The sequence below is a fragment of the Bradyrhizobium sp. SZCCHNS2022 genome (assembly GCF_032377575.1).
GTDB lineage: Bacteria > Pseudomonadota > Alphaproteobacteria > Rhizobiales > Xanthobacteraceae > Bradyrhizobium > Bradyrhizobium aeschynomenes.
Window position 1 is genome coordinate 3470555 of sequence record NZ_JAUHHZ010000001.1, and the last position, 22123, is coordinate 3492677.

16 protein-coding genes are annotated in these 22123 nt (G+C 64.2%); 9 read left to right on the forward strand and 7 right to left on the reverse strand.

Annotated features, from left to right (window positions below; all coding sequences use genetic code 11):
• Positions 1-55: 55 nt before the first annotated feature.
• The 4 genes from QXZ94_RS15445 to QXZ94_RS15460 form a co-directional block, all read right to left on the reverse strand.
• Complete coding sequence (locus tag QXZ94_RS15445) at positions 56-2278, reverse strand: tetratricopeptide repeat protein (protein WP_315721123.1); 2223 nt, start codon at positions 2276-2278, stop codon at positions 56-58.
• Between the two features lie 71 nt (positions 2279-2349).
• The gene (locus tag QXZ94_RS15450; protein ID WP_315721124.1) at positions 2350-3762 is read right to left on the reverse strand and encodes a mannose-1-phosphate guanylyltransferase/mannose-6-phosphate isomerase; all 1413 of its coding nucleotides are present in this window, start codon (positions 3760-3762) and stop codon (positions 2350-2352) included.
• A gap of 12 nt (positions 3763-3774) precedes the next feature.
• Complete coding sequence (locus tag QXZ94_RS15455) at positions 3775-4791, reverse strand: NAD-dependent epimerase (protein WP_315721125.1); 1017 nt, start codon at positions 4789-4791, stop codon at positions 3775-3777.
• 10 nt (positions 4792-4801) lie between these two features.
• The gene (locus tag QXZ94_RS15460; RefSeq protein WP_315721126.1) at positions 4802-6085 is read right to left on the reverse strand and encodes a nucleotide sugar dehydrogenase; all 1284 of its coding nucleotides are present in this window, start codon (positions 6083-6085) and stop codon (positions 4802-4804) included.
• A gap of 197 nt (positions 6086-6282) precedes the next feature.
• Here QXZ94_RS15460 and QXZ94_RS15465 point away from each other — a divergent pair, with 197 nt between their 5' ends.
• The gene (locus tag QXZ94_RS15465; RefSeq protein WP_315721127.1) at positions 6283-7245 is read left to right on the forward strand and encodes a lysylphosphatidylglycerol synthase transmembrane domain-containing protein; all 963 of its coding nucleotides are present in this window, start codon (positions 6283-6285) and stop codon (positions 7243-7245) included.
• Position 7246: 1 nt separating this feature from the next.
• Here QXZ94_RS15465 and asnB read toward each other — a convergent pair whose 3' ends face one another.
• Together asnB and QXZ94_RS15475 are read right to left on the reverse strand one after the other, a co-directional pair.
• Positions 7247-9217 carry an asparagine synthase (glutamine-hydrolyzing) gene (gene asnB / locus QXZ94_RS15470; RefSeq protein ID WP_315721128.1) on the reverse strand — a complete coding sequence of 657 codons (1971 nt, stop codon included), beginning with the start codon at positions 9215-9217 and terminating at the stop codon, positions 7247-7249.
• A 38-nt stretch (positions 9218-9255) separates the two neighbouring features.
• Positions 9256-11220 carry a TIGR04372 family glycosyltransferase gene (locus QXZ94_RS15475; protein ID WP_315721129.1) on the reverse strand — a complete coding sequence of 655 codons (1965 nt, stop codon included), beginning with the start codon at positions 11218-11220 and terminating at the stop codon, positions 9256-9258.
• 401 nt (positions 11221-11621) lie between these two features.
• Here QXZ94_RS15475 and QXZ94_RS15480 point away from each other — a divergent pair, with 401 nt between their 5' ends.
• From QXZ94_RS15480 to QXZ94_RS15490, 3 genes are all read left to right on the forward strand, one after another.
• On the forward strand, positions 11622-13124 hold the full coding sequence (locus QXZ94_RS15480; protein WP_315721130.1) for an MBOAT family protein: 1503 nt from the start codon (positions 11622-11624) through the stop codon (positions 13122-13124).
• 64 nt (positions 13125-13188) lie between these two features.
• Positions 13189-14322 (forward strand): hydrolase, encoded by a 1134-nt coding sequence (locus QXZ94_RS15485; protein WP_315721131.1) that lies wholly within the window; start codon positions 13189-13191, stop codon positions 14320-14322.
• Between the two features lie 110 nt (positions 14323-14432).
• Positions 14433-15587 carry a hypothetical protein gene (locus QXZ94_RS15490; protein WP_315721132.1) on the forward strand — a complete coding sequence of 385 codons (1155 nt, stop codon included), beginning with the start codon at positions 14433-14435 and terminating at the stop codon, positions 15585-15587.
• 18 nt (positions 15588-15605) lie between these two features.
• On the opposite strand, the gene QXZ94_RS15495 is transcribed toward QXZ94_RS15490, so the two are convergent.
• On the reverse strand, positions 15606-16658 hold the full coding sequence (locus QXZ94_RS15495; RefSeq protein ID WP_315721133.1) for a hypothetical protein: 1053 nt from the start codon (positions 16656-16658) through the stop codon (positions 15606-15608).
• Between the two features lie 521 nt (positions 16659-17179).
• Here QXZ94_RS15495 and QXZ94_RS15500 point away from each other — a divergent pair.
• From QXZ94_RS15500 to QXZ94_RS15520, 5 genes are all read left to right on the forward strand, one after another.
• Positions 17180-18667 carry a PfkB family carbohydrate kinase gene (locus QXZ94_RS15500; protein WP_409998490.1) on the forward strand — a complete coding sequence of 496 codons (1488 nt, stop codon included), beginning with the start codon at positions 17180-17182 and terminating at the stop codon, positions 18665-18667.
• Between the two features lie 9 nt (positions 18668-18676).
• The gene (locus QXZ94_RS15505; protein ID WP_315721135.1) at positions 18677-19399 is read left to right on the forward strand and encodes a nucleotidyltransferase family protein; all 723 of its coding nucleotides are present in this window, start codon (positions 18677-18679) and stop codon (positions 19397-19399) included.
• A gap of 108 nt (positions 19400-19507) precedes the next feature.
• Positions 19508-20446, forward strand: a complete 939-nt coding sequence (locus tag QXZ94_RS15510) for an NAD-dependent epimerase/dehydratase family protein (protein WP_172112740.1) — start codon at positions 19508-19510, stop codon at positions 20444-20446.
• Positions 20443-21051: an SIS domain-containing protein gene (locus QXZ94_RS15515; protein ID WP_246739260.1), complete on the forward strand. Its 609-nt coding sequence runs from the start codon at positions 20443-20445 to the stop codon at positions 21049-21051. The genes QXZ94_RS15510 and QXZ94_RS15515 overlap by 4 nt, the downstream gene beginning before the upstream one ends.
• Before the next feature lie 12 nt (positions 21052-21063).
• Positions 21064-22062: an NAD-dependent epimerase/dehydratase family protein gene (locus QXZ94_RS15520; RefSeq protein WP_315721136.1), complete on the forward strand. Its 999-nt coding sequence runs from the start codon at positions 21064-21066 to the stop codon at positions 22060-22062.
• Positions 22063-22123: the final 61 nt, after the last annotated feature.

Genomic DNA, 22123 nt, shown 5'->3' on the forward strand with positions numbered 1-22123 from the left:
ATCTACGAAGCGGGCTCGCTCACGCGCCGCACGGTTTCCGGCCGGGCCGAAGGACTCAGCCGCCAGCCGCGCAATAGCGGCGCCAGAACTGGCGATATCCCTCCTCGACCTTGCGCGTATAGGTCACGACATTGCCGGCGGCCGAGCCGGCAACGCGCGCCGGCAGCTCGGCGCGGAGCTGGGCCAGTGCGGCCGGTTGCCCGGCGTGCTTCAAAGCGATCGCCACATAGCCCTCGTCGTCGTCGGCCACCCAATCGTCGAGCCCGATCGCCTTGACGATCGCGCCGCCGGCCCGAGATGCCGCGCTGTTGCCCAGCTTGGCGACCACCGGCACGCCGGCCTGCAGCGATTCCCAGGTGCTGACGCCGCCATTCTGCGGGAACGGATCCAGCGATATGTCGATATTGGCAAAGGCTGCGATGTGCTCGTGGCGCATCGATGCGCCGAGACAGGTCACCCGGCCCTCGCCGATGCCGAAGGCGGCGAAACGCGCGATCAGCCCGTCGCGCAGGAATGCATCCTCGAGCGCGCCGTTCTTGATGACGATGCGTGCCTCGGGCAGAGCCTGCATGAGCGCCGACCAGACCGTCAGCACCTCGTCGGAGATCTTGTCGACGCGGTTGAAGACGCCGAAGGTGACGTAGCCATTGCGCAGCATCGGCAACGGCGTCGGCTGCGCGTCGGGCAGCGGATCCGTCGTGATCAAGGCCGGCAGGTCGTAGACCTGCTCGGCGAACAGCGGCCGCACCGCCAATGGCACCGTCACTGGATCGGCAAAGAAATAGTCCATCGTCGGCAATCCCGTGCCGGTCGCATTGCCCCATGCCGTGACCTGGATCGGCGCGGGCTTGCGGGCAAACACGGTGAGCCGGTTGCCGGCCGAATGACCGGAGAGGTCGACGAGAATGTCGACCTGATCGGCCTGGATGCGATCGGCGAGCTCGTCATCGGACAACTGAGCGGCATCGACCCAGCCATCGGCCGCGGCCTTGCACTGCTCGGTGACGGAATCGACCAGCGGCGAGCACGAGTAGCAGATGACCTTGAAAGCGGCGTGGTCGTGGTGGCGCAGCACCGGCAGAAAGGTCAGCGCAGCCGAATGGCTGCGGAAGTCGGACGATACGTAGCCGACAGTGATGCGGCGCTCCGGATCGGGATCGATGCCGGCGAGCTGGCGCTGCGGGATGTGCGCGCCGATCCGCTCCCACCATTCGCGCCGGACGGCCTGATGCACGGCGACGTCGGCGCCGGGATAGAAGTCCAGCGCGAAGATCTTCTTCAGGATCGCGTCCTCGAAGTCCGGCTTGATCTCGAGGGCGCGGTCGAAATGCTGGATGGCGCCGGCCGTGTCGCCCTGCTTCGCCAGGCACGTGCCGAGCCAGATCAGCGCCACCTCGGACGCCGGATTCTGCTCCAGCACCCGCTTGCAGGCCAGCATCGCCGGCGCGATCCGCTCGGTGAGCACGCAGACATGCGCCTTGCCGAGCAGCGCCGCTTCCAGCGCGGGGTCGGTCGCGAGCGCAGCATCGAAATCAACCTCGGCCTCCTCGAACCGTCCCATCTGCACGTAGAGACGGCCACGCTGCGCGACGATGGCCGCGGTCGCCGGCTTCATGGCGAGCGCGGCGTTGAAGGCTGCGAGCGCCTGTTCCAGGTGGCGCAGATTGACGCTGACCAGCCCCTTGCCGAACGTCGCCTGCATGTGCCGCGGCGCCAGCGCCAAGGCGCGGTCGAAGCTCTGGCTGGCCTCCTGATTGCGCAGCAGGAGCAGCTGCGCCATGCCGCGATTGCAATAGGCGTCGGCGAAGTCCGGCTTCAGCGCGATGGCGCGGTCATGCATCTCGATGGCCTGCGCGAACAGCTGCATGTTCATCAAGGTGTTGCCGAGGCTCGTCAGCGCAGTGGCGAAATTGGGCTTCAGCGCGATGGCGCGCTCCTGCACCGCGCGCGCCTCCTCGTAGCGCTTCAGGCTGAACAGGACGAGGCCGAGATTGGCCAGAGCCTCGGCATTGCGCGGCTCCACCGCGATGGCGCTGGTCAAGGCCTGCTCGGCAAGGTCGAGCCGGCCGCTGTCGAGCGCGGAGGCGCCGAGAAGATGCAGGGCATCGAAATGATCCGGGACGAGGCTCAGCACTTGCCCGCAGATGGCCTGGGCATCGGCATGCCGGCCGGCCCGGTAGGCCTCGACGGCCTTCGGCAGCAGGCCATCGGCCTGCTTGCGGTTCTTCTTCTGCAGGCGCGCGTTCTGGAACGCGCGCGATCCGATCGTGCTTGACAAGGATGCTCTCCGGCGGAGGACGTCCGGGGCTGTCTAGCACGGCTCGCCTGATTCGAGGCGAGACCCCCGCTTTACTCGCGGCGGTAATCGTCCTCGATGCGGATGATGTCGTCCTCGCCGAGGTACGACCCGGTCTGGACCTCGATCAGCTCCAGCAGGATCTTGCCGGGATTCTCCAGGCGGTGCACCGCGCCCATCGGGATGTAGATCGATTCGTTCTCGTGCACCGTCTTGACGGTCTCGTTGACGGTGACCCGCGCCGCCCCGCGCACCACGATCCAGTGCTCGGAGCGGTGATAGTGCTTCTGCAGCGACAGCCGCTGACCGGGCTTGACGATGATGCGCTTGACCTGATGACGCTCGCCGTTGTCGACCGACTGATAGCTGCCCCAGGGCCGGTGCACCTTGATGTGCGCCTCGGTCACCTCGGGCGCGACGGTCTTGAGCTTGGCCACCAGCCGCTTCAAGCCGTTGGCATCGCGCTGGCGCGACACCAGTACGGCATCCTGCGCCGCCACCACGACGAGATCGTCGACGCCTTCGAGCGCGACCAGCGCCTTGTCGGTGACGACGTTGCAGTTGCGGGAATCCTCGAACACGGCGGTGCCGCGCGCGGCATTGCCCTGCCCGTCCTTGTCAGACAGCTCCCAGACCGCGTGCCAGGAGCCGACGTCCGACCAGCCGCACGACACCGGCGCCACGGCAGCCCGCTCGGTCTTCTCCATCACGGCATAGTCGATCGAGATCGGCTTGGCTGCGGCGAAGGCATCGGCGTCCAGGATGATGAAGCTGAGGTCGCGGCCTGCCTTGGCGACCGCGTCGGTCACCGTCTGCACGCTGGCCGTATCGAACCTGCGATATTCATCGAGCAGGACGGACGCGCGGAACATGAAGTTGCCGCTGTTCCAGAGATAGCCCTCGCGGATGTAGCGCTCGGCCGTCGGCTGGTCGGGCTTCTCGACGAATTTCGCGACAGCCCGAACCTCTCCCGATACCGGTGCCCCCGGGCTGATGTAGCCGTATTCGGTCGCGGCGCGTTCAGGATTGACGCCGAAAGTCACGATACGGCCGGCCTCTGCGGCGGCAAGGCCGGCACGGCAGGCCACGAGAAAGGCCGTGGTATCGCGCACCACGTGATCCGCGGCGAGCGCCAGCACCACGGCCTCCGGATCGCGCGATTGCGCGAAGGCGGCTCCCGCGGCGATGGCCGGACCGGAGTCACGCCGCATCGGCTCCAGCAGCACGTCGGCCTCGATGCCGATCTCGGCCAGTTGCTCGAGCACCATGAAGCGGTAGGCCGCATTGGTGATGATGATCGGCCGCGCGAACAGATCGGCGTCGGACACGCGCAGCAGCGTGTCCTGGAACGTCGAGCGGGCGCCGAACAGCGGCAGGAACTGCTTCGGGCGCACCTCCCGCGATGCCGGCCACAGCCGCGTCCCGGCGCCGCCGCACATGATGAGGGGAATGATACGTCCGGTCATGCAATCAGTCCGTCAAATCCGATGATAGTCGCGATACCATTCTGCAAAACGTCCGATGCCGTCGGCGATCGACGTCGCCGGCCGGAAGCCGATGTCGCGCTCGAGATCGCTGACGTCAGCATAGGTCGCCTCGACGTCTCCGGGCTGCATCGGCAGCATCTCCCTGATGGCCGGCCGCCCGAACTCCTTCTCCAGCAGCGCTATCACGTCCAGCAACTGCTCGGGATGATTGTTGCCGATATTGTAAATTCGCCATGGTGCCCGGCTGCTCGATGGGTCGGGCTTGTTTCCGTCCCAATCAGGGTTTCCCTGTGGCGGACGGCCGATTAACCGGACGATGGCCTGTACGATGTCGTCGACATAGGTAAAATCACGCCGCATCTGGCCATGATTGAACAGCCTGACCGGCTGGCCGGCGAGGATGGCTTTGGCAAAGATGAACATGGCCATGTCGGGCCGGCCCCACGGACCATAGACCGTGAAGAAGCGCAGGCCGGTCGCCGGCAGCCGGTACAGATGGCTGTAGGAATGCGCCATCAGCTCGTTGGCCTTCTTGCTCGCCGCATAGAGGCTGATCGGATGATCGACATTGTCCCGGACTGAAAACGGCAGCTTGGTGTTGGCGCCATAGACCGATGAGGACGAGGCGAACAGCAGATGCTCGCAGCCATTGTGCCGGCAGCCCTCGAGCACGTTGATGAAGCCCTCGAGATTGGCGTCGACATAGGCATGCGGGTTTTCCAGCGAATAGCGCACGCCGGCCTGGGCCGCGAGATGCACCACCGCGGGAAAGCGATGCGCGGCGAACAGCGCCTTGATGCCGGCGCGGTCGACGAGGTCGAGCTTGTGGAAAGTGAAACCAGGCTGCGCCTTCAGAATGTCGAGCCGCGCCTCCTTCAGCTTCGGATCGTAGTAGGCGTTGAGATTGTCGATGCCGATGACCCGGCGTCCCTCGGCGAGCAGCCGCTGCGACAGGTGAAATCCGATGAAGCCGGCGGCGCCGGTCACGAGGATGGGATGATCTGCCATGGTCGCTCCGTCAGGGTCGCCACAGTTCGATGGCGGCGGGTTTGCTCGCGCGGTCGAGCTTCATCTTCACGTCGAGCACGAGGCCGCTCGCCTCGCGCAGCAGGCCCTGCACCAAGGACCAGCCACCCGCGAGATACGCATCGTGCGACACGGCCAGCACGATGGCGTCGGCAGGACGCAACGCCTCGATCGCGGTCAGGCCGATGCCGTATTCCTCGTGCACGGCCGCGGCATCGGCCAGCGGATCGGCGACCTGCACCTCGACGCCGAACGACTGCAATTCGCTGATGATGTCGATCACCCGCGAATTGCGGATGTCGGGAACGTTCTCCTTGAAGGTCATGCCGAGGATTGTGACGATCCCGCTGCGGCCCCTGCGCTTCAGAAGACCACGAATGCATTCCCGCGCGATGCGCCGGCCCATCTCGTCGTTGATGCGCCGCCCCGCCAGAATGACCTCGGGATGATAGCCTGCCTTCTCGGCGCGGTAGGTGAGGTAATACGGATCGACGCCGATGCAGTGCCCGCCGACGAGGCCCGGCGTGAACGGCAGGAAGTTCCACTTGGTCGCGGCCGCCGCCAGCACGTCGCCGGTGTCGATCTCCAGCGCCTGGAAGATCAGCGACAGCTCGTTCATGAAGGCGATGTTGAGATCGCGCTGGGTGTTCTCGATCACCTTGGCGGCTTCGGCCACCTTGATCGACGGCGCGCGGTGAATCCCGGCCGTGACCACCGAACCATAGACGTCGGCGACGATCCCGAGCGTTTGCTGGTTCTGCGCCGAGACCACCTTGGTGATGGTCTCGAAGCGATGCGTCTTGTCGCCGGGATTGATGCGTTCCGGCGAATAGCCGACGTTGAAATCGGCGCCGGCCTTCAGTCCCGAGCTGCTCTCCAGCAGCGGAACGCAATCCTCCTCGACAGCGCCCGGATAGACGGTGGACTCATACACGACGATGTCGCCGCGCTTCAGCACGGCGCCCACGGTGCGCGTGGCGGCCAGCATGGCGCTCAGATCGGGCCGGCGTGCGCTGTCGATCGGCGTCGGCACCGTGACGATGAAGAAATCGGCAGCCTGCATGTCGCCCGGATCGCTGGTGAAGCGCAGGCCGGGGCGCCCGAGATCGGCGGCGTCGACCTCACAGGTGCGGTCCCTGCCGTCCCTCAGCTCGGCGACCCTGACAGCATCGATGTCGAAACCGATCGCCGGGCAGCCTGCACGCGCGAACGCTGCGGCGACCGGCAGGCCGACGTAACCAAGGCCTATCACCGCGATCTTCCGGCCATGAGACATAAATTGATATTCCGGTCGTTTCGGAGGCCATTGACGCCACCCCTGCGACTGTTTAGCCACCGGGGCATCAGGACCGCAAGGGGTCGGCCGCCGTGCCGGCCTGGACCTTGTCCGAGGTCCGGTCCTGCCAGGACGGGGAGTTGCGCGTCTCGCACTCGGCTTGGGCCCTTTCAACCAAGAGCGAAGCCGACCCTCGCATGCGTGCGTTTTTGATTCTCCTCCTTCGGATCGTGGTGTCGCTCGCCCTGCTGTATCTGGCGCTGCGCGGGATCAACTTTGCGGCCATCCGCGAGCGGCTCAGCCAGATCAATATCGGCTGGATCGTGCTGGCGGTGGCAATCACACTGCTGCAGATCTTCATCGGCGCGCTGCGCTGGCGCGAGATTTCCGCGCTGTGCGGCGCGCCGCTGACCGACCTCAAGGCGTTCCGCTACAACATGATCGGCGCCTTCTTCAACCAGACCCTGCCCTCCTCGATCGGCGGCGATGCGGTCCGGCTGTGGCTGATCGGCCGCACCGGCGCCGGCTGGCGCGCCGCGAGCTACTCGATCCTGACGGACCGCGCCGTCGGCTTCATCGCGCTGGCACTGATCATCGTGGCCAGCCTGCCGTGGAGCTACGGCATGATCGCCGACGAGCACGGCCGGCTCGCCCTGGTGCTGGTCGATGCGGCCGCACTGGCCGCCGGTGTCGGCTTTCTGACCGTGGGCTATCTTCCGGCGGCCTGGATGAAGGCGTGGTGGCCGACGCGCCACGTCTATGCCTGCTCGGTCATCGCGAGCAAGGTCATCTTCGGCAGGACCACGGCGGCCAAGATCGCCGTATTGTCGCTGTCGGTCCACGTGCTCGCCGTCGTGATCGCGTGGTGCGCCGTGCGCGCGATTGCTGCTCCCGCCGCGTTCCAGCAATTGTTCCTGCTGACGCCGCCGATCATGCTGATCACGATGCTGCCGATCTCGATCGCCGGCTGGGGCGTGCGCGAAGCGACGATGATGGTGGCGTTCGGCTATGCCGGGCTCGCGCCAGCCGACGGCACCGTGGTCTCGATCCTGTTCGGCGCGGTGTACTTCATCGTCGGCGGCATGGGCGGCGTGGTGTGGATCCTCAGCGCCGAGAAGGGCAAAGGCAACATGGCCGTGCCGGCCACGGTCGAAGACTGAGCTACCTGGCCCCGGCCCATTCGTCGTGCCAAGCCTCGGCCATCAGCACGTTCCACAGCCAGTAGGAATGATTGTGGCGACGGCTTTGATGCTCGTCGAACATCCGCGTCACCCGCGCCGGGTCGAACAGGCCCTGCCGCTTCAGCCGTGCCGGCGACAGCAGGTCCGCGGCCCATGATCTCAGCGGCCCGCGCAGCCAGGAATCGAGCGGAACGCTGAAGCCGGTCTTCGGACGGTCGATCATCGCAGCGGGCACATGGCGATAGAGCACCTGGCGGACCAGCCATTTGCCGCGGCCATCACGCACCTTCATCGCAGCGGGAACCCTGGTCGAGAACTCCACAACGTCCTTGTCGAGGAAGGGCACGCGAGTCTCCAGCGCCACGGCCATGGCTGCGCGATCGACCTTTTGCAGGATGTCGTCACTGAGATAGCTCAGGGAATCGGCCAACGTCATCCGGTCGAGCGGATCGATCTCCGTTGCGAGCTGTCGCATCTGCTCTCCGGCCCAGCTCGCACGCTCCTCCCCCGCCACGACCGTTCCGGCTGGATCCTGATCGATCGAGCACAGTGTCCGATACAGGCCGTCAAAGCCGTCGGCGGCAATGATGCGGCCGAGCTTGGCAACCTGGTCGCCGGCATGACGCAGCTTCAGGCGGGCCGGCAGCACGGGCTGCAGCGCCCTGAGAATGGTATCCGCCGGTTCCGGCGCGATGGCGCCGAACGCGGCGCCGATGGCACGGCGGAGCGGCATCGGCAGGCGTCCGAGACGCGCCTGCAGAGCGCCGCCCCAGACATGCCTGTTGTAGCCGCCGAACAGTTCGTCGCCGGCATCGCCCGACAGCGCGACGGTGACGTGCCGGCGTGCAAGCTGCGCCACCAGATGCGTGGGGATCTGCGAGGAGTCGGCGAACGGCTCGTCATAGATGCGCGGCAGCTTCGGCACGACGTCCATTGCCGTGCGCGCATCGACATAGAGCTCGGTATGATCGGTTCCGAGATGCTGCGCGACCCGGCGCGCATCCTCGGCCTCGTTGTAGCCATCCTCCGCGAAGCCGATGCTGAAGGTGCGCACCGGCTGCCCCGCCTGGGCCTGCATCAGCGCCACGATGGTCGAGGAGTCGACGCCGCCGGACAGGAACGCACCGAGCGGCACGTCCGACAGGCATTGCCGCTTGACCGCGATCGACAGCAGCTGTTCCAGGCGCGCGACGGCCTCCGTCTCACTGCTGATGCGATCGCTCTGCGCCGCAACGACCCGGTCGCGCAGCGACCAATAGGGCTGCGGCGCTGGCGAGTTCTCCCGTGCCGCATCGGCGGCGAAGCTCACGAACGAAGCCGGCGGCAATTTGCGGATGCCGGTCCAGATCGTGGCGGGCGCCGGCACATAGGAGTAGCGCATGAATGCGGTGAGCGCTGCGCGATCGAGCGAGGGCGCCCATTCGGGATGGGCGGCGAGCGCCTTCAGCTCGGAGCCGAACACCAGATCGCCGCCGCTCCAGCCGTAGAACAGCGGCTTCTCGCCGAAGCGATCGCGCGCCAGAATCAGGTGCCGCGTCTCCGCATCCCACAGCGCGAAGGCGAACATGCCGATCAGGCGCTGCAGCGCCGGCGCGACGCCCCATTGCCGGATCGCGGCGAGCAGCGTTTCGGTGTCGGAATGGCCGCGCCAGTTCGGCGCGCCGCCCTGCCTCTCCAGCTCGGCGCGGACCTCGAGATGATTATAGATCTCACCGTTGAACGTGATCGTGTAGCGCCCGCAGGCGCTATGCATCGGCTGCGCCCCGGCCTCGGAGAGATCCAGGACCGCCAGACGGCGCTGCCCGAGGGCAATGCCGTGCCGTCCGTCACGCCATGCTCCGGACGCATCAGGCCCCCGGTGGGCCAACGCAGCCGTCATCCGCTCGATGGTTCCGCTCAGCCGGCCCTCATCAGCTCCCCCGGGTCTCAACAGGCCCGCTATGCCGCACATGAGGCCCTCCTCGCAGCTTGGAGACGCCGTCGCATGACTCAGCTCACGTCCGTCGCATCGAGCAGAAACTCCTTCTCGTGCCTCGCCAGGAATCCGAGGCTCGGGCGGCTCGTCCCGTAATAATAGGGCAAAGCGAGCGCCTCTCTCCAGCGAGACAGCAATCGTTCGGCATCGTGATCGCCGTCGAACTCGGCCGTGCGACCATCCGCAATCGCCAAGACCTCTTCCACCGTGTCGTGAATCTCCTCCGCGGAATTGTTCTCCGGTTGCGCCCCGCTCCGGCCGAGCACGGCGGCATCGAACACGCGCCAGCGCCACGGCGTGCTCGTCAGCTGACGCTGCGTCAGCATGGTGCCGTCGGCGAGCCGGACCGGTTTGAGAGCAAAGCGGACATTCCCGTTCCACAATTGGGCGTCGGTGGTGATCGCATTGACGATTGCACAAGGGATGCCGAAGCTGACCGCCACGTTGGTCAGTCCGGACGTGGTCCCGATGAATGCCCTGGCGTGCCGGATCAGATGGATGTCCATCAGATCGGATCTGAACTCGCTGAGCGCATAGTCGATCGTACGCTGCAGCGGCGGGAGCTTCGGTGAATTCGGTCCGCCGAGCTTGATCACCCAGCCGCCACGCGCCGTGATCAGACGAATGGCATCCAAGGACGCCTCGATCGGCGCGTTGCGATGGGTCTGGCCGGTCCCCATGAACTCGAAATAATGTGCGGCATCCCGCGTATGCAGGCAGACATACCAATCATCCGGCTGCATGCCGAACCGCTCTCGCAACAGCCGAAGCGGGTCGCTTCCGTTTCCATCCCGGGTACATTGCCGGTCATAGGCATCGCGCAACGGATGCCCGCGCCCTTGCCGTTTCCAGGCATCGAGCGCAAGCGCACCAGCCTCCTGCCATGGAACGACCGGGCCTTGGGGCAGCCGGAAGGCATTGAAGTTCAAGCCGTACCATCTCTGCAGCGAAAGGAGTTCCTCCGCCAACGGCTCCGTCACCATGTCGCCGACGATGACGACCTTGCAACGGCCGTCGAACAATCGGAAGAACGAGGCGTTTGCGATCAGTCGCGGCCTGACCACCATGACAGGCTGGCCGGACCACCAGCCCAGCTCCTGCATGCGCAGGAGAATGTCGAGCATGCCGAGATGACCGATCTGCGTCGACCATTCCTCGGGGATCAGCTTCAAATCATCCAGCGAAACATCGAGTTCAGCGAGCAGTTGCCGAAGCGCTGCGGAGACGTCCGGCCTGCCCTGCTGCCGCAACCGGTCCTGCGCATCCAACGCACGCTCGAACAATCGTGGACCGACTTCGCCGCGCCCCACATGGGTCACACGCTGTCCGGCAAAGTTGCATAGGTCGAACATGCGTCCCGGCGCACCGCAGGCGACGTCCAACCGATTGGGTGAATAGAGCCAAGGCGACCGCGAGGCGATGTTCTGATGCGGCCGCAGCATCGACGGACCGAGATTGCAGGCGAGCTCCATGCTGCGCAACGCGGCCACCTCGTCGCCGGCGATGATCTCGATCATCGCAATCAGGTGAGCGAGGTGAGCCGTTGGCGCGAGGTCCGTCTGCCTGATGCCAAAAACGGCGTCATAAGCCTGCTCGAACTGGCCAAGCTCGAACAGTGACCTCAGCAACGCAAACGCGACGTCGGCAGACGCGGCTGCCAGCTTGTTATCGAGGATCCATGCGCAGGCCTCGCGGTATGCGCCGATCCCATGCAGCACGCGCGCCGTGGCCGGCTTGAAACCGGAGCTGAGCCTGCTCGAAAAGCGAAACGCCGGATCCTCTGCAAGGCGGGAGGTGACGTAAGGAAAATAGGCCTGATACAGCCGGCCACGGCCCTTCAGCTCGATGGCGTCGCAAACGACGAGCATCAGGAACACCAGGCGAGGCGGCAAGGCGTTGAGGCACATTCCTACAATGAGGAAGCCGAAATAGATGAAACGCCTGGAGCGTGGCCCCAGGAGCCTCCTCACGAAGGACATGCAGTCAAATCCTTGCTGACACCCACCGCCGCCCCGGTCCGGGCGCGCCAGCGGTCGGCAACGAGGCCATCCTTGAGAAAGCGCGAGGAATTGGCAGCCATCGCATCGGAACGAACCTGAGCTCGGTCATATCGCGCGCCGCCCGCGCCTGCATTGAGCACCGGACGGGCGGATCGCAAGTGAGCGCGAAAGCCCGTCGAATAACCGGGACCTATAACAGAAGGATCCGCAGCCGGAAAGCGCGAACAGGTCGGCAAACATCCCTCTCGGCTCCATCGCCACCGCTCCGCTCCAGAGGATAATCCCCGAGAGATCACGGCCCGGCCGCGTTCGCCAACTTGGCAGCCCCCTCAATCATTGATAAAGCAACGCTACACGCAGCAACATCAAGAAACTTCGTTATGCTCTTCACGCAGTTTGAGTTTCTGTTTCTGTTCCTGCCGGTGACCTTCGCCGGATATTTCCTGCTGGCAAGGTTTTTCGCATCTCCAGTGGCTCGCCTCAGCTGGCTCGCGGCCGCCTCGCTGGCGTTTTACGGCTATTGGGACCTTCACTTCGTTCCGATCATCCTGATCTCGATCGTCTTCAATTACACGATGGGTCTCTTGATCGCCGGTCAGACCGGCAAGGCACGCAGCGGATTGTTCGCAGCAGCGATCACGCTCAACCTCGCGGCGCTGGCGTTCTACAAATACACGAACTTTGGCATCCAGATCCTGAACGCGCTCACCGCGTCGAGATACCCGTTTCTCGCGATCGTGCTCCCGCTGGGAATTTCGTTCTTTACTTTCACGCAGATTGCCTATCTCGCGGACGTCTATGGCGGCTATTCCAGCGAACGGAGCTTCGTCAAATACGGGCTGTTCGTCACCTATTTTCCGCATCTGATCGCAGGCCCCATCCTTCATCATCGCGAGATGATGCCGCAATTCGGCTCGGAGAATAGCAGACGGATCTCGATCGAGAACGTTGCGGTCGGCCTCACGATTCTGACGATCGGTCTGTTCAAGAAGTCGTTCATTGCCGACGGCTTCGGGATGGTTGCAAGTCCGGTGTTCCAGGCCGCCAATTCAAGCCATCTTCAGCTGATGGACGCCTGGGGAGGCGCACTCGCCTACTCGCTTCAGATCTACTTCGACTTCTCCGGCTACTCCGACATGGCGATCGGCATATCGATCATGTTCGGGATCAGGCTGCCCTTCAATTTCGACTCCCCGTACAAGTCGCAGAGCATCGTCGAATTCTGGCGGCGCTGGCACATTTCGCTGTCGCGCTTCCTGCGCGACTATCTCTATATCCCGCTCGGCGGCAATCGACATGGCGAGAACAGGCGCAACGCCAACCTGTTCACCACGATGCTGCTTGGCGGCCTGTGGCATGGGGCGGGGTTCACCTTCGTCATCTGGGGCGCCCTTCACGGGCTGTTCCTGATCGTCAACCACCGCTGGGGCAAGTTCGTCCAGGCGCGGCCGGCACTTGCCCGTCATGCCGGCACGGCTTGGTACGCTGCGGCAGCGCTGCTCTTGACCCAGCTTGCCGTGGTTCTCGCCTGGGTGTTCTTTCGTGCCGACAATCCGAACGCAGCCATCCGGCTCATCAAGGGCATGATCGGCCTGTCCTCTCCGGAGAAGATCACCATGACCAATCTGGTCGATCCCCGAGTGATGATCGCGATCCTGGTTGGCTACGCCGCATGCCTAGCATTGCCGAACGTCAATGCGATGTTCGAGCGATGGAATGTCGGGCTGGAGACCTATCATAGCCCGCGCCCATGGAGCGTTCTTGCCTTGAAATGGCGCCCCTCCCTGACGTGGGCGATCGGCACGTCGGTGGCACTGGTTGCCGCCGTGCTCATGAACATCATCGCGGGCGATACCTCCCAGTTCCTGTATTTCCAGTTCTGACCGCCGACCAGCGCGGTGCTCTAGCGCTCATCTCCGACGGGCCCACGATGCGAACGGCATCCGAATGAAGGATCAGCGGCAACCGGGTCAGTCCCCCCCGCCGAATCCGGCGCGGCGCTACGTCACCACGGTTCTGGCGGCCTCCGCACTCGCCGGCTACCTGCCTCCGATCGGTCTCTTTCATGCCGCACGCCCGTTCGGCGCGTCGATGCGGCTGCAGGATCTCGCCGATTCCCAACGCGACAATCCGGAACAGATCCTGCTCCCCTTCGATCTGCGCTACAATGCGGCGTTCAAGCTGGCGCGGCTGGAGCAGGAGCGCCCGGAGGTCATCTGGATCAGCACGTCGCGCGCCGGCACCTTTCGTGCTGCCCTGTTCGCACCCTACCGCTTCTACAATCTTTCGTTCACGGCCTGGACCACCGGCCAGACGCTCGATCTGTTCGAGCGCGCCACGCAACGACAGCGCCCCAGGATCGCGATCCTCTCGCTCGATCATTTTCTGTTCGCCGACCGCTGGGAAGAGTGGTTCGCGATCACGCGCAAGATGCACTATGACCATCCTCTCACATATCTCAGGTCGAGCTTGCTGGATTTCGCACGGACGGCAACGCGCCGCCCGGCCGCCTTCAAGGACTACGTCGGCACGCAGAGCGCTTTCGTCGGAACCCAATCCATCGTTCAGCAGGAGGGCTTCCGCAACGACGGGTCATACCGCTATTCGCCCGGCCATGTCGCCGATGCCCGTTCACGCTTCATGAACGCGGCGACGCTCGCAGACACACTGCCACGTGCGGCGGGCCTATCGTCATCCCTGAAACAGCCGATCGCGCAGCTTGCCGAGATGGCAAGGTCGCGCGGCGTCAAGCTGATGGGCATCCAGCTGCCCTTCATTCGCGCCGGCATCGACCTGCTGGATCGCGAGCAGTACGGCCCTCGCGGGTTCGGCGCCTGGCGGGAGTTTGCGACCGCGCAGACCAGAGACTGGCTGCGCCAGCTCGGGATTCCGCTGTTCGATCTGGCGCGCCTGCCGATGAAGGATGAAAACTCCAGCTTCGTGGACGCCTATCACCTGGCCGACACCGGCGCTGCGGAGGTGATGTTGCATCTGCTGAGCGATCCTGACTTTCGGGACGCGTTCCCGAATATCGATCCAGCTCGGATCGCTGGCGACCTCGCGGATATCGCCCGGCGCTGAGTTCGGGAACCTCGAGACCGGACTTCGCACCGCGGCGTGGCCATACTTGCCGGCCGTGATAACACGGATTGCGGGGCATATTCGCCCCATCTAGAAGCATGAGGATACCATTGAGCGGGTACGAAGCCGTGGCGCGTTACGTTGCGATCATTGTAGCGCTGTTTGCCGCGCTCTTCTTGCCAGTGCTCGCCATTCTCGAATGGGTCGGGTGGCGCCTGGGCGCCACCGTTCCGCTCTCCGCCATCGCCACAGAGCAATCGCAAGACGAAAAGCTCGTCTGGCTGGGCGCCTTCAAGGACTACGCGCCGTACAAGCTTGAACGAATCAAGCAGGTGCAGCCCGAGGTGCTGCTGGTCGGCAGTTCGCGCTGCGGCCAGGCGCGTGCGCAGATCTTCCGTCCGTACGTTGCTTACAATGCCTGCCTGACCGCCTGGCCGCTCATCCATGTCGTCGATTTCGTCGATCGCGCGACGACGGCAGCAAAGCCGCGCGTCGTGATCGTGGCGCTGGACTACTTCCTGTTCGGCGATTTCCTCGCCGAGGCCTGGCGGAAGGAGCGCACGATGGACTTTGTCCAGGGCCTCGATTCGCATCGGCGAAAGCTGCACGACGTTGCCGACTTCGCCATTCGGACGGGCGTAGATGCTGCTGCGATCATGTCGGCCGCGATGACTCCGCAGATGGAGTCGATCGACCAGAACCGGCTGATCGGGACGGAAGCGATCCGCGGCAGGTTCGGCTTTCGCAGCGACGGCTCCGTGATGGTGGCGCCGCCCTATCGCGCAAGCGCCGCTGAGACGTTGTCCCGCGGCGCTCAATATGTGACGTCCTCGTTCCCCGGCGCCCCGCATTTGAGCGAACGCCAACTGGGCGAGATCGAGCGCTTGTCCCGGCTATCGCGTGAACGCGGTTTCTCCGTGATTGCCGTTCAATATCCGTTGCTGGAAAGTGCCGCGGCCTTCCTCGACACGGACGAAGCATATTGGCCCTATTCGGGACTTTGGCGCGAGCTCCGCAGCAAGCCGACGGCCGAGCGATTCTCGCAGCTCGGAATCCAGTTCTACGATATGAGCCGCACGCCGATCTCTCAGGACAAGCAGAACTTCTTCGATCCCGCACACCCCTCGGAACGCGGCATGCTGAAGACCTTTCTAGCCCTGCTCGCCCGGCCAGAGTTCGGCACGCAATTTCCCAAGATCGACCGTGATGCCTTGGCGAGCGACCTGGACCGGGCCAAGGGAGAGCAGTTCGATTTGTATCACTGACAGCGCCGACGGCGGGATCTATTTTCCAGTTGAACTCGACAAGAATACGTCCTTGAAGGCGCTCGTTTTGACAATCTCGGCGGCAAGATAGCCGGTAAACTTCTCCGCCCCCTTCTTGTCAAGGTGGCCTCCGCCATCGAGCGTCGTCAGGCCGTCGAACGGCGGGGCAATCAGCTCGACGCCGAGCGCTCTCGCCAGTTGCTCGGCCTGGCGCGCGCAGGACTGGCTATGCGGGACCAGCATGAAGACGACCCGGCCGCCTATCTCCTTCAAGAAGGCCTTGGCATAGCCGACGATCTCGGCGCTGGTGTCACAGGCCTGATCGCGTGCGGATCGCATCGGCATGTTGTTTGGCGCCACATAGCTCGGGTTGACGTCGAGAGCCATGTCGCCATTCGTAACGTTGCGATAGAGTCCGCTGTCGGAGAAATGCCCCGTGCGAGCCGCCGCGACGACGTCCTCGAGGCGCCACCGCAGATTGCGTCCGATGACGGTGAGATAGCCGCGCAACCGGTCGCGCGAAACCGCTGCCACCGGGACCTTCTGGGGCCCTAGAGTGACGTTCAAGTCGCTGCTGAAGAAATGGGCGAACTGATCGTCGACGTTGATGACCCAGAGCCGAGGCCGTACGTTCCAGCGCGCGATCACCCGGCGGGAGAACTCGCCACCGCGGATTCCGACGAAAGCCATGTTGTACAGCTTCAATCGGTCGAGCTGGTCCGACGCTTGCAAGGTCTGCCGGTCGATGGCGTAGCTGACGAAGGAGGGCCCGAGAAAAACGACGTCGGCAGCCCGGGCGGCGGCAATCGACGAGCCGATGTTGCTGTAGAAGATGTCCTGATCCTGGATTTGCGGAATGTGCTGCCCCCCGAAATCACGATACCAGTTTCGATCCCCTGCCCGCTCGATCTGGGAGAAGTGGTCAGGCAATGTCTGAGCATCGAAAAGAATCATGAAGGCGGCTGCGAGCGTCAGAGCGCCGAGGACCAAGCTTCCGACGACCACGACGTATTTGCGCAGGGCACCTTTCGAGGCCGCACTTTCGGGCATCCACTCGGCCCGTCTCAACATGATTCGTCTCTCAACTGTCGACTCGGACCGGCTGCGCACCTTACTCGCCACACACGAGCGATACAGACTGGCAGCCATGAACTCAAGCGCCCGGTCCGGCCCAAAGATTTACCCGCACGAGGCGCGGGCAAGCTCGCCGCAACTACATTGGCGGACCTGCACCGCATGCGTACACCGTGAGCATGTCCCAAACAGCAGCCTTTGCACCATTCAAGTTCCGCAACCCTTGTTCAGCTCAGAGGGGTTTGTGCTGCTGCGCACAGCTGATAAAGAGGTGAGCTGAGAGGTAGGCTCGCACGGTGTTCATCTGAGCCGACCATGAGAATGCATTGACTTTTCGCAATGAAATCAACGCCGACGATTGAAGCGAACCATGCCGCAACCGGTTCTCCAAAGCCGAAGCCCCCAATCGTCGAAGCGCTTATGGGTCTGCGATTCGGCCGAGCTGCCGGCGCGGTGACCGACCATACCACCTCAGCACGATCGAGCCGGAGGCGTATTTCTTGGATCAGGTGATCGATATGAGTCAGATGGATCTGGCCTGTCAGAATATTCGCGCCTCCTGTGAGGCCGGGCAGACCGTCGCGTTCGTGTCAGGCAACTTCAACGTCGTACACCCCGGACATTTACGGCTTTTGAAGTTCGCCGCCGAGCAGGCCGACGTCCTCGTCGTCGGCGTAAACCCGGATTCCACGCCCGGCGTGACGCTGGCGCAGGACATGCGGCTGGAAAACGTGCGTTCGATCGCGTTTGTGCACCATGCCGTGCGCTTGGAGACGAACGCATCGGACTTCATTTCGCACCTGAAGCCGACGGTCGTCGTCAAGGGCAAGGAGTTCGAGGACCGCGCCAATCCCGAGCAGGAGGCCGTCGACGCCTATGGCGGACGCCTGATCTTCTCGTCCGGTGAGTTGCGCTTTGCGTCCCTCTCGCTGCTGGAACGCGACGCCAACATCGACATCTCGACCGTCCGCAAGCCGCAGGAATTCCCCAAGCGGCACGGCTTCGAGATCTCGAATCTGAAGGACCTGCTCCGCAAGCTCGCCGGCATGCGGGTGGCCGTGATCGGCGATCTCATCATCGACGAATATGTCACCTGCGACGCCGTCGGTATGTCCCAGGAGGACCCGACCATCGTCGTGACGCCGCTGATGACCCGCACCTTCGTCGGCGGCGCCGGCGCGGTGGCCGCCCATGCGCACGGCCTCGGCGCAGACGTGAAGTTCTTCACGCTGGTCGGCGACGATGAAGCCGCGCGGTTCGCCCGCAACACGCTGGAGCAGCACGGCGTCAACTTCAACGCCTTCACCGACCAGAGCCGGCCGACCACGCGCAAGCAGCGGTTTCGCGCGCTCAACAAGACGCTGCTGCGCGTCAACCATCTGCGTCAGCACGCCTCTGACGCCGACCTGCAGCGGCAGATGCTGACCTCGGTCGAGCGCGCCCTGAAGAGCTGCGATCTGCTGCTGTTCTCCTGTTTCAACTACGGCTGCCTGCCGCAGGATCTTGTGGACGCAATCGCCGATCGCGCCCGCGCCCAAGGCGTGATGATGGCGGCCGACAGCCAGGTATCCTCGCAGACCGGCGACGTCTCCCGCTTCAAGGGCATGACCCTGCTGACGCCGACCGAGCGCGAGGCCCGCGTCGCGCTGAACGACTTCATCTCGGGCCTCGCCGTGATCAGCGAGCGGCTGGTCGAGCGCGCCCGCACCAAGAATCTGGTGATCACGCTCGGCGCTGAAGGCGCGCTGATCAACACCATGGCCGAAGGCGTCTTCACCTCGGACCGCCTGCCCGCATTCAACCCGTCGCCGAAGGACGTCTCTGGTGCCGGCGACAGCTTCTTCATGGCCTGCTCGATGGGCCTGCGCGCGGGCGCCGACATCTGGCAGGCCTCCTATCTCGGCTCGCTGGCCGCCGCCCTTCAGGTCTCGCGCGTCGGCAACCTGCCGCTGACGACGGCCGAACTGGTGCGGGAGATCGACGAGACCGGCTTCAGCCAGGAGTAGGATATCGTCATGCGTGCCCTTCTGCTCGCCGCCGGAATCGGAAGCCGGCTGCGTCCGCTGACCAATACGACGCCGAAATGCCTGGTGCGTGTGCACGACCGGCCCCTGCTGGACTACTGGCTCGATCTCGTCTTCGAAGGTGGCATCGAGCGGGCGCTGCTGAACACGCACTGGCTTGCCGAGCAGGTGCAGGCGCACGTCGCGCAATCGCGCTGGCGCGACCGCATCGATCTCGTTCACGAAGATGAACTGCTCGGCACCGGCGGCACCGTGCTGGCCAACCGCGCCTGGTTTGGCGACCAGCCCTTCATGGTCGCCCATGCCGACAACCTGACCGATTTCGACGTCGCAGGGCTGCTTTCCGCCCATCGCAACCGGCCCAACGGCTGCATCATGACGATGCTTGCCTTCCGGACCGACGATCCGAGCTCGTGCGGGATTCTCGAACTGGATGATCAGCACAGGGTGACCGCCTTCCACGAGAAGGTCAAAAATCCGCCTGGGAACCTCGCCAATGGCGCGGTCTACGTGTTCGATCCCAGCGTGATCGCCGACATCGCGGCGCTCGGAAAGCCGGTCGTCGATCTCTCCACCGAAATCATCCCCAACTATTTGGGACGGATTTTGTGCGTGGAAACCAGCGGTTATCATCGGGATATCGGCAACCCGGAAAGCTTGCGCCGGGCGCATTTGGAGTTTAAGCACGAACCGCGCCGTGGCGGGGACGCTTGACGGGCGATTTTCGCCGCTGGGCTGGTCGCCTTGCCCCGCCAATTTGTATAAATGTGCGCGCGACACGCCAGCTGGCGAGACGACAGGCGAGCCACGGGGATTGCTCAGATGAAAGTATTCGTGACCGGAGCGTGCGGCTACAAGGGCAGCGTGCTCGTGCCGAAGCTCCTGAAGGCCGGCCACAAGGTCGTCGCGTTCGACATCATGTGGTTCGGCAACTTCCTCGAGCCGCATCCTGATCTCACCGTGGTCCAGGGCGACGTACGCAATCCCGACGCGATCGACCTGACCGGCGTCGACGCCATCATCCATCTCTCCAGCGTCGCCAATGATCCCTGCGGCGACCTCGATCCGAAGCTGACCTGGGAGATCTCCTGTCTCGCCACGATGCAGCTCGCCGACCGCGCCTATCGCCACGGCATCAAGCGCTTCATCTACGCCTCCTCCGGCAGCGTCTACGGTGTGAAGGAAGAGGAGCAGGTCACCGAGGATCTCGAGCTGCTGCCGATCTCGGAATACAACAAGACCAAGATGTGCGGCGAGCGCATCGTGCTGTCCTACAAGGATGACATGGTGGTGCAGATCGTGCGCCCCGCCACTGTCTGCGGCTACTCCCCGCGCCAGCGGCTCGACGTCTCCGTCAACATGCTGACGATGCAGGCGCTGATGAACGGCCGCATCACGGTGTTCGGCGGCGACCAGACCCGGCCGAACATTCATATCGACGACATCACCGATCTCTATCTCTTCCTGCTCGATCATCCCGAACACACCGGTGTCTATAATGCGGGTTTCGAGAACATCTCGATCCTCGACATCGCCAATATGGTCACCAAGCACGTGCCGGCAGAGGTCATCGTGACGCCCTCGAACGATCCGCGCAGCTATCGCGTCAACTCCGATCGCCTGCTCGCGACCGGCTTCCGTCCGAAGAAGACGGTAGAGGACGCGATCAAGGAAATCATCGGCATGTACTCGCAAGGCCAGCTGAAGAATGACGACCGCTGGTACAATCTGAAATGGATGGAGAAGGAGGTCGTGAAATGAACGTCCTGGCCTTCAAGACCCCCGGCAGCCTCTTTGCCGACTACACCAGCCGCTTCAGCACCGTGCTGAAGGATTTCGACTGGGCTCCGGTCGAGAAGCTCGCCTACGATTTGCGCGACTGCTGGCAGACGGGACGTCAGGTGTTCTTCTGCGGCAATGGCGGCAGCGGCGGCAACGCCAACCACCTCGCCAACGATTTCCTGTACGCGCTGTCGAAGACGCCCGGCTCCGGCCTGCGCGTGCATTCGCTGTCGTCCAACCCGTCGGTGATCACCTGCCTTGCCAATGACGAAGGCTACGACCAGGTGTTCTCGCTGCAGCTCGCGGTGCTCGCGCGCAAGGGCGACGTGCTGATCACCTTCTCGGGCTCGGGCAACTCGCCGAACATTCTGAAGGCGCTCGAAGAGGGCAAGAAGATCGGCATGACCAGCTATGCTGTGCTCGGCTTTTCCGGCGGCAAGGCCAAGGCGCTCGCCGACGTGCCGATCCATTTCGCGGTCGACGACATGCAGATCGCCGAGGACGCGCAGATGGTGATCGGCCACATGATCATGCAGTGGCTGTACGCCCAGCGTGGCGACATCATCACGACGCGCGAGGTCTGACGGACAGGGACGATGGCTGCGAACGAAAAGTACCTGATCCTCGGCTCGAACTCCTTCTCGGGCGCAACCTTCGTCGACTTCCTGGCCGCGGCCGGCCACGACGTGATCGCGACCAGCCGCTCGGACGAGCCGCATGACGCCTTCCTGCCCTACAAATGGCAGAAGCGCCCCGGCAGCGTGCGCTTCAAGCGCGTCGACCTCAATCACGATCTCGAGGCGCTGAAGGCGCTGCTCGCCGCCGAGCGGCCGACCCATGTCGTGAACTTTGCCGCGCAGAGCATGGTCGGCGAGAGCTGGCTGTATCCGGACCACTGGATGATGACCAACGTCGTCTCCGCCGTCCGCCTGCACGACATCCTGCGCAACTATGACGGCTTGGACCGCTACGTTCATGTGACCACGCCGGAAGTCTACGGCTCGACCGAGGGCTGGGTCCGCGAGGACGCGCCGTTCAACCCGTCGACGCCTTATGCCGTGTCGCGCGCGGCCGGCGACATGAGCCTGCGCACCTACTTCGCCAACTACCAGTTCCCCGTGGTGTTCACCCGCGCGGCCAATGTCTACGGCCCGGGCCAGCAGCTCTACCGCATCGTGCCGCGCACCATTGTCGCCGCGATGACCGGGCAGAAGCTGCGGCTCGACGGCGGCGGCAAGTCGGTCCGCGTGTTCATCCACATGACCGACGTGTCGGACGCGACGGTGAAGATCGGCCGCAGCGGCAAGCTTGGCGAGACCTATCACATCTCCGGCTACGAGCTGGTCTCGATCCGCACCCTGGTCGAGATGATCCTCGCCCGCCTCGGCAAGAACTTCGAGGACTGCGTCGAGATCGGACCGGAGCGGCCCGGCAAGGACACCGCCTACACGCTCGACAGCTTCAAGCTGCGCACCGAGCTCGGCTGGCGCGACACCTTCTCGCTGGAACAGGGCATCGACGACGTCATCGCCTGGGCGCGGCGTTTCGAGGATGTCATGGCCAAGCTGCCGACCAAGTACGAACATAAACCCTGATTGATCACAGCGCTTCCCCTGGAAGCGCGCCCTGCGCCTCCCCGGGGGGCGCGACTGGAGA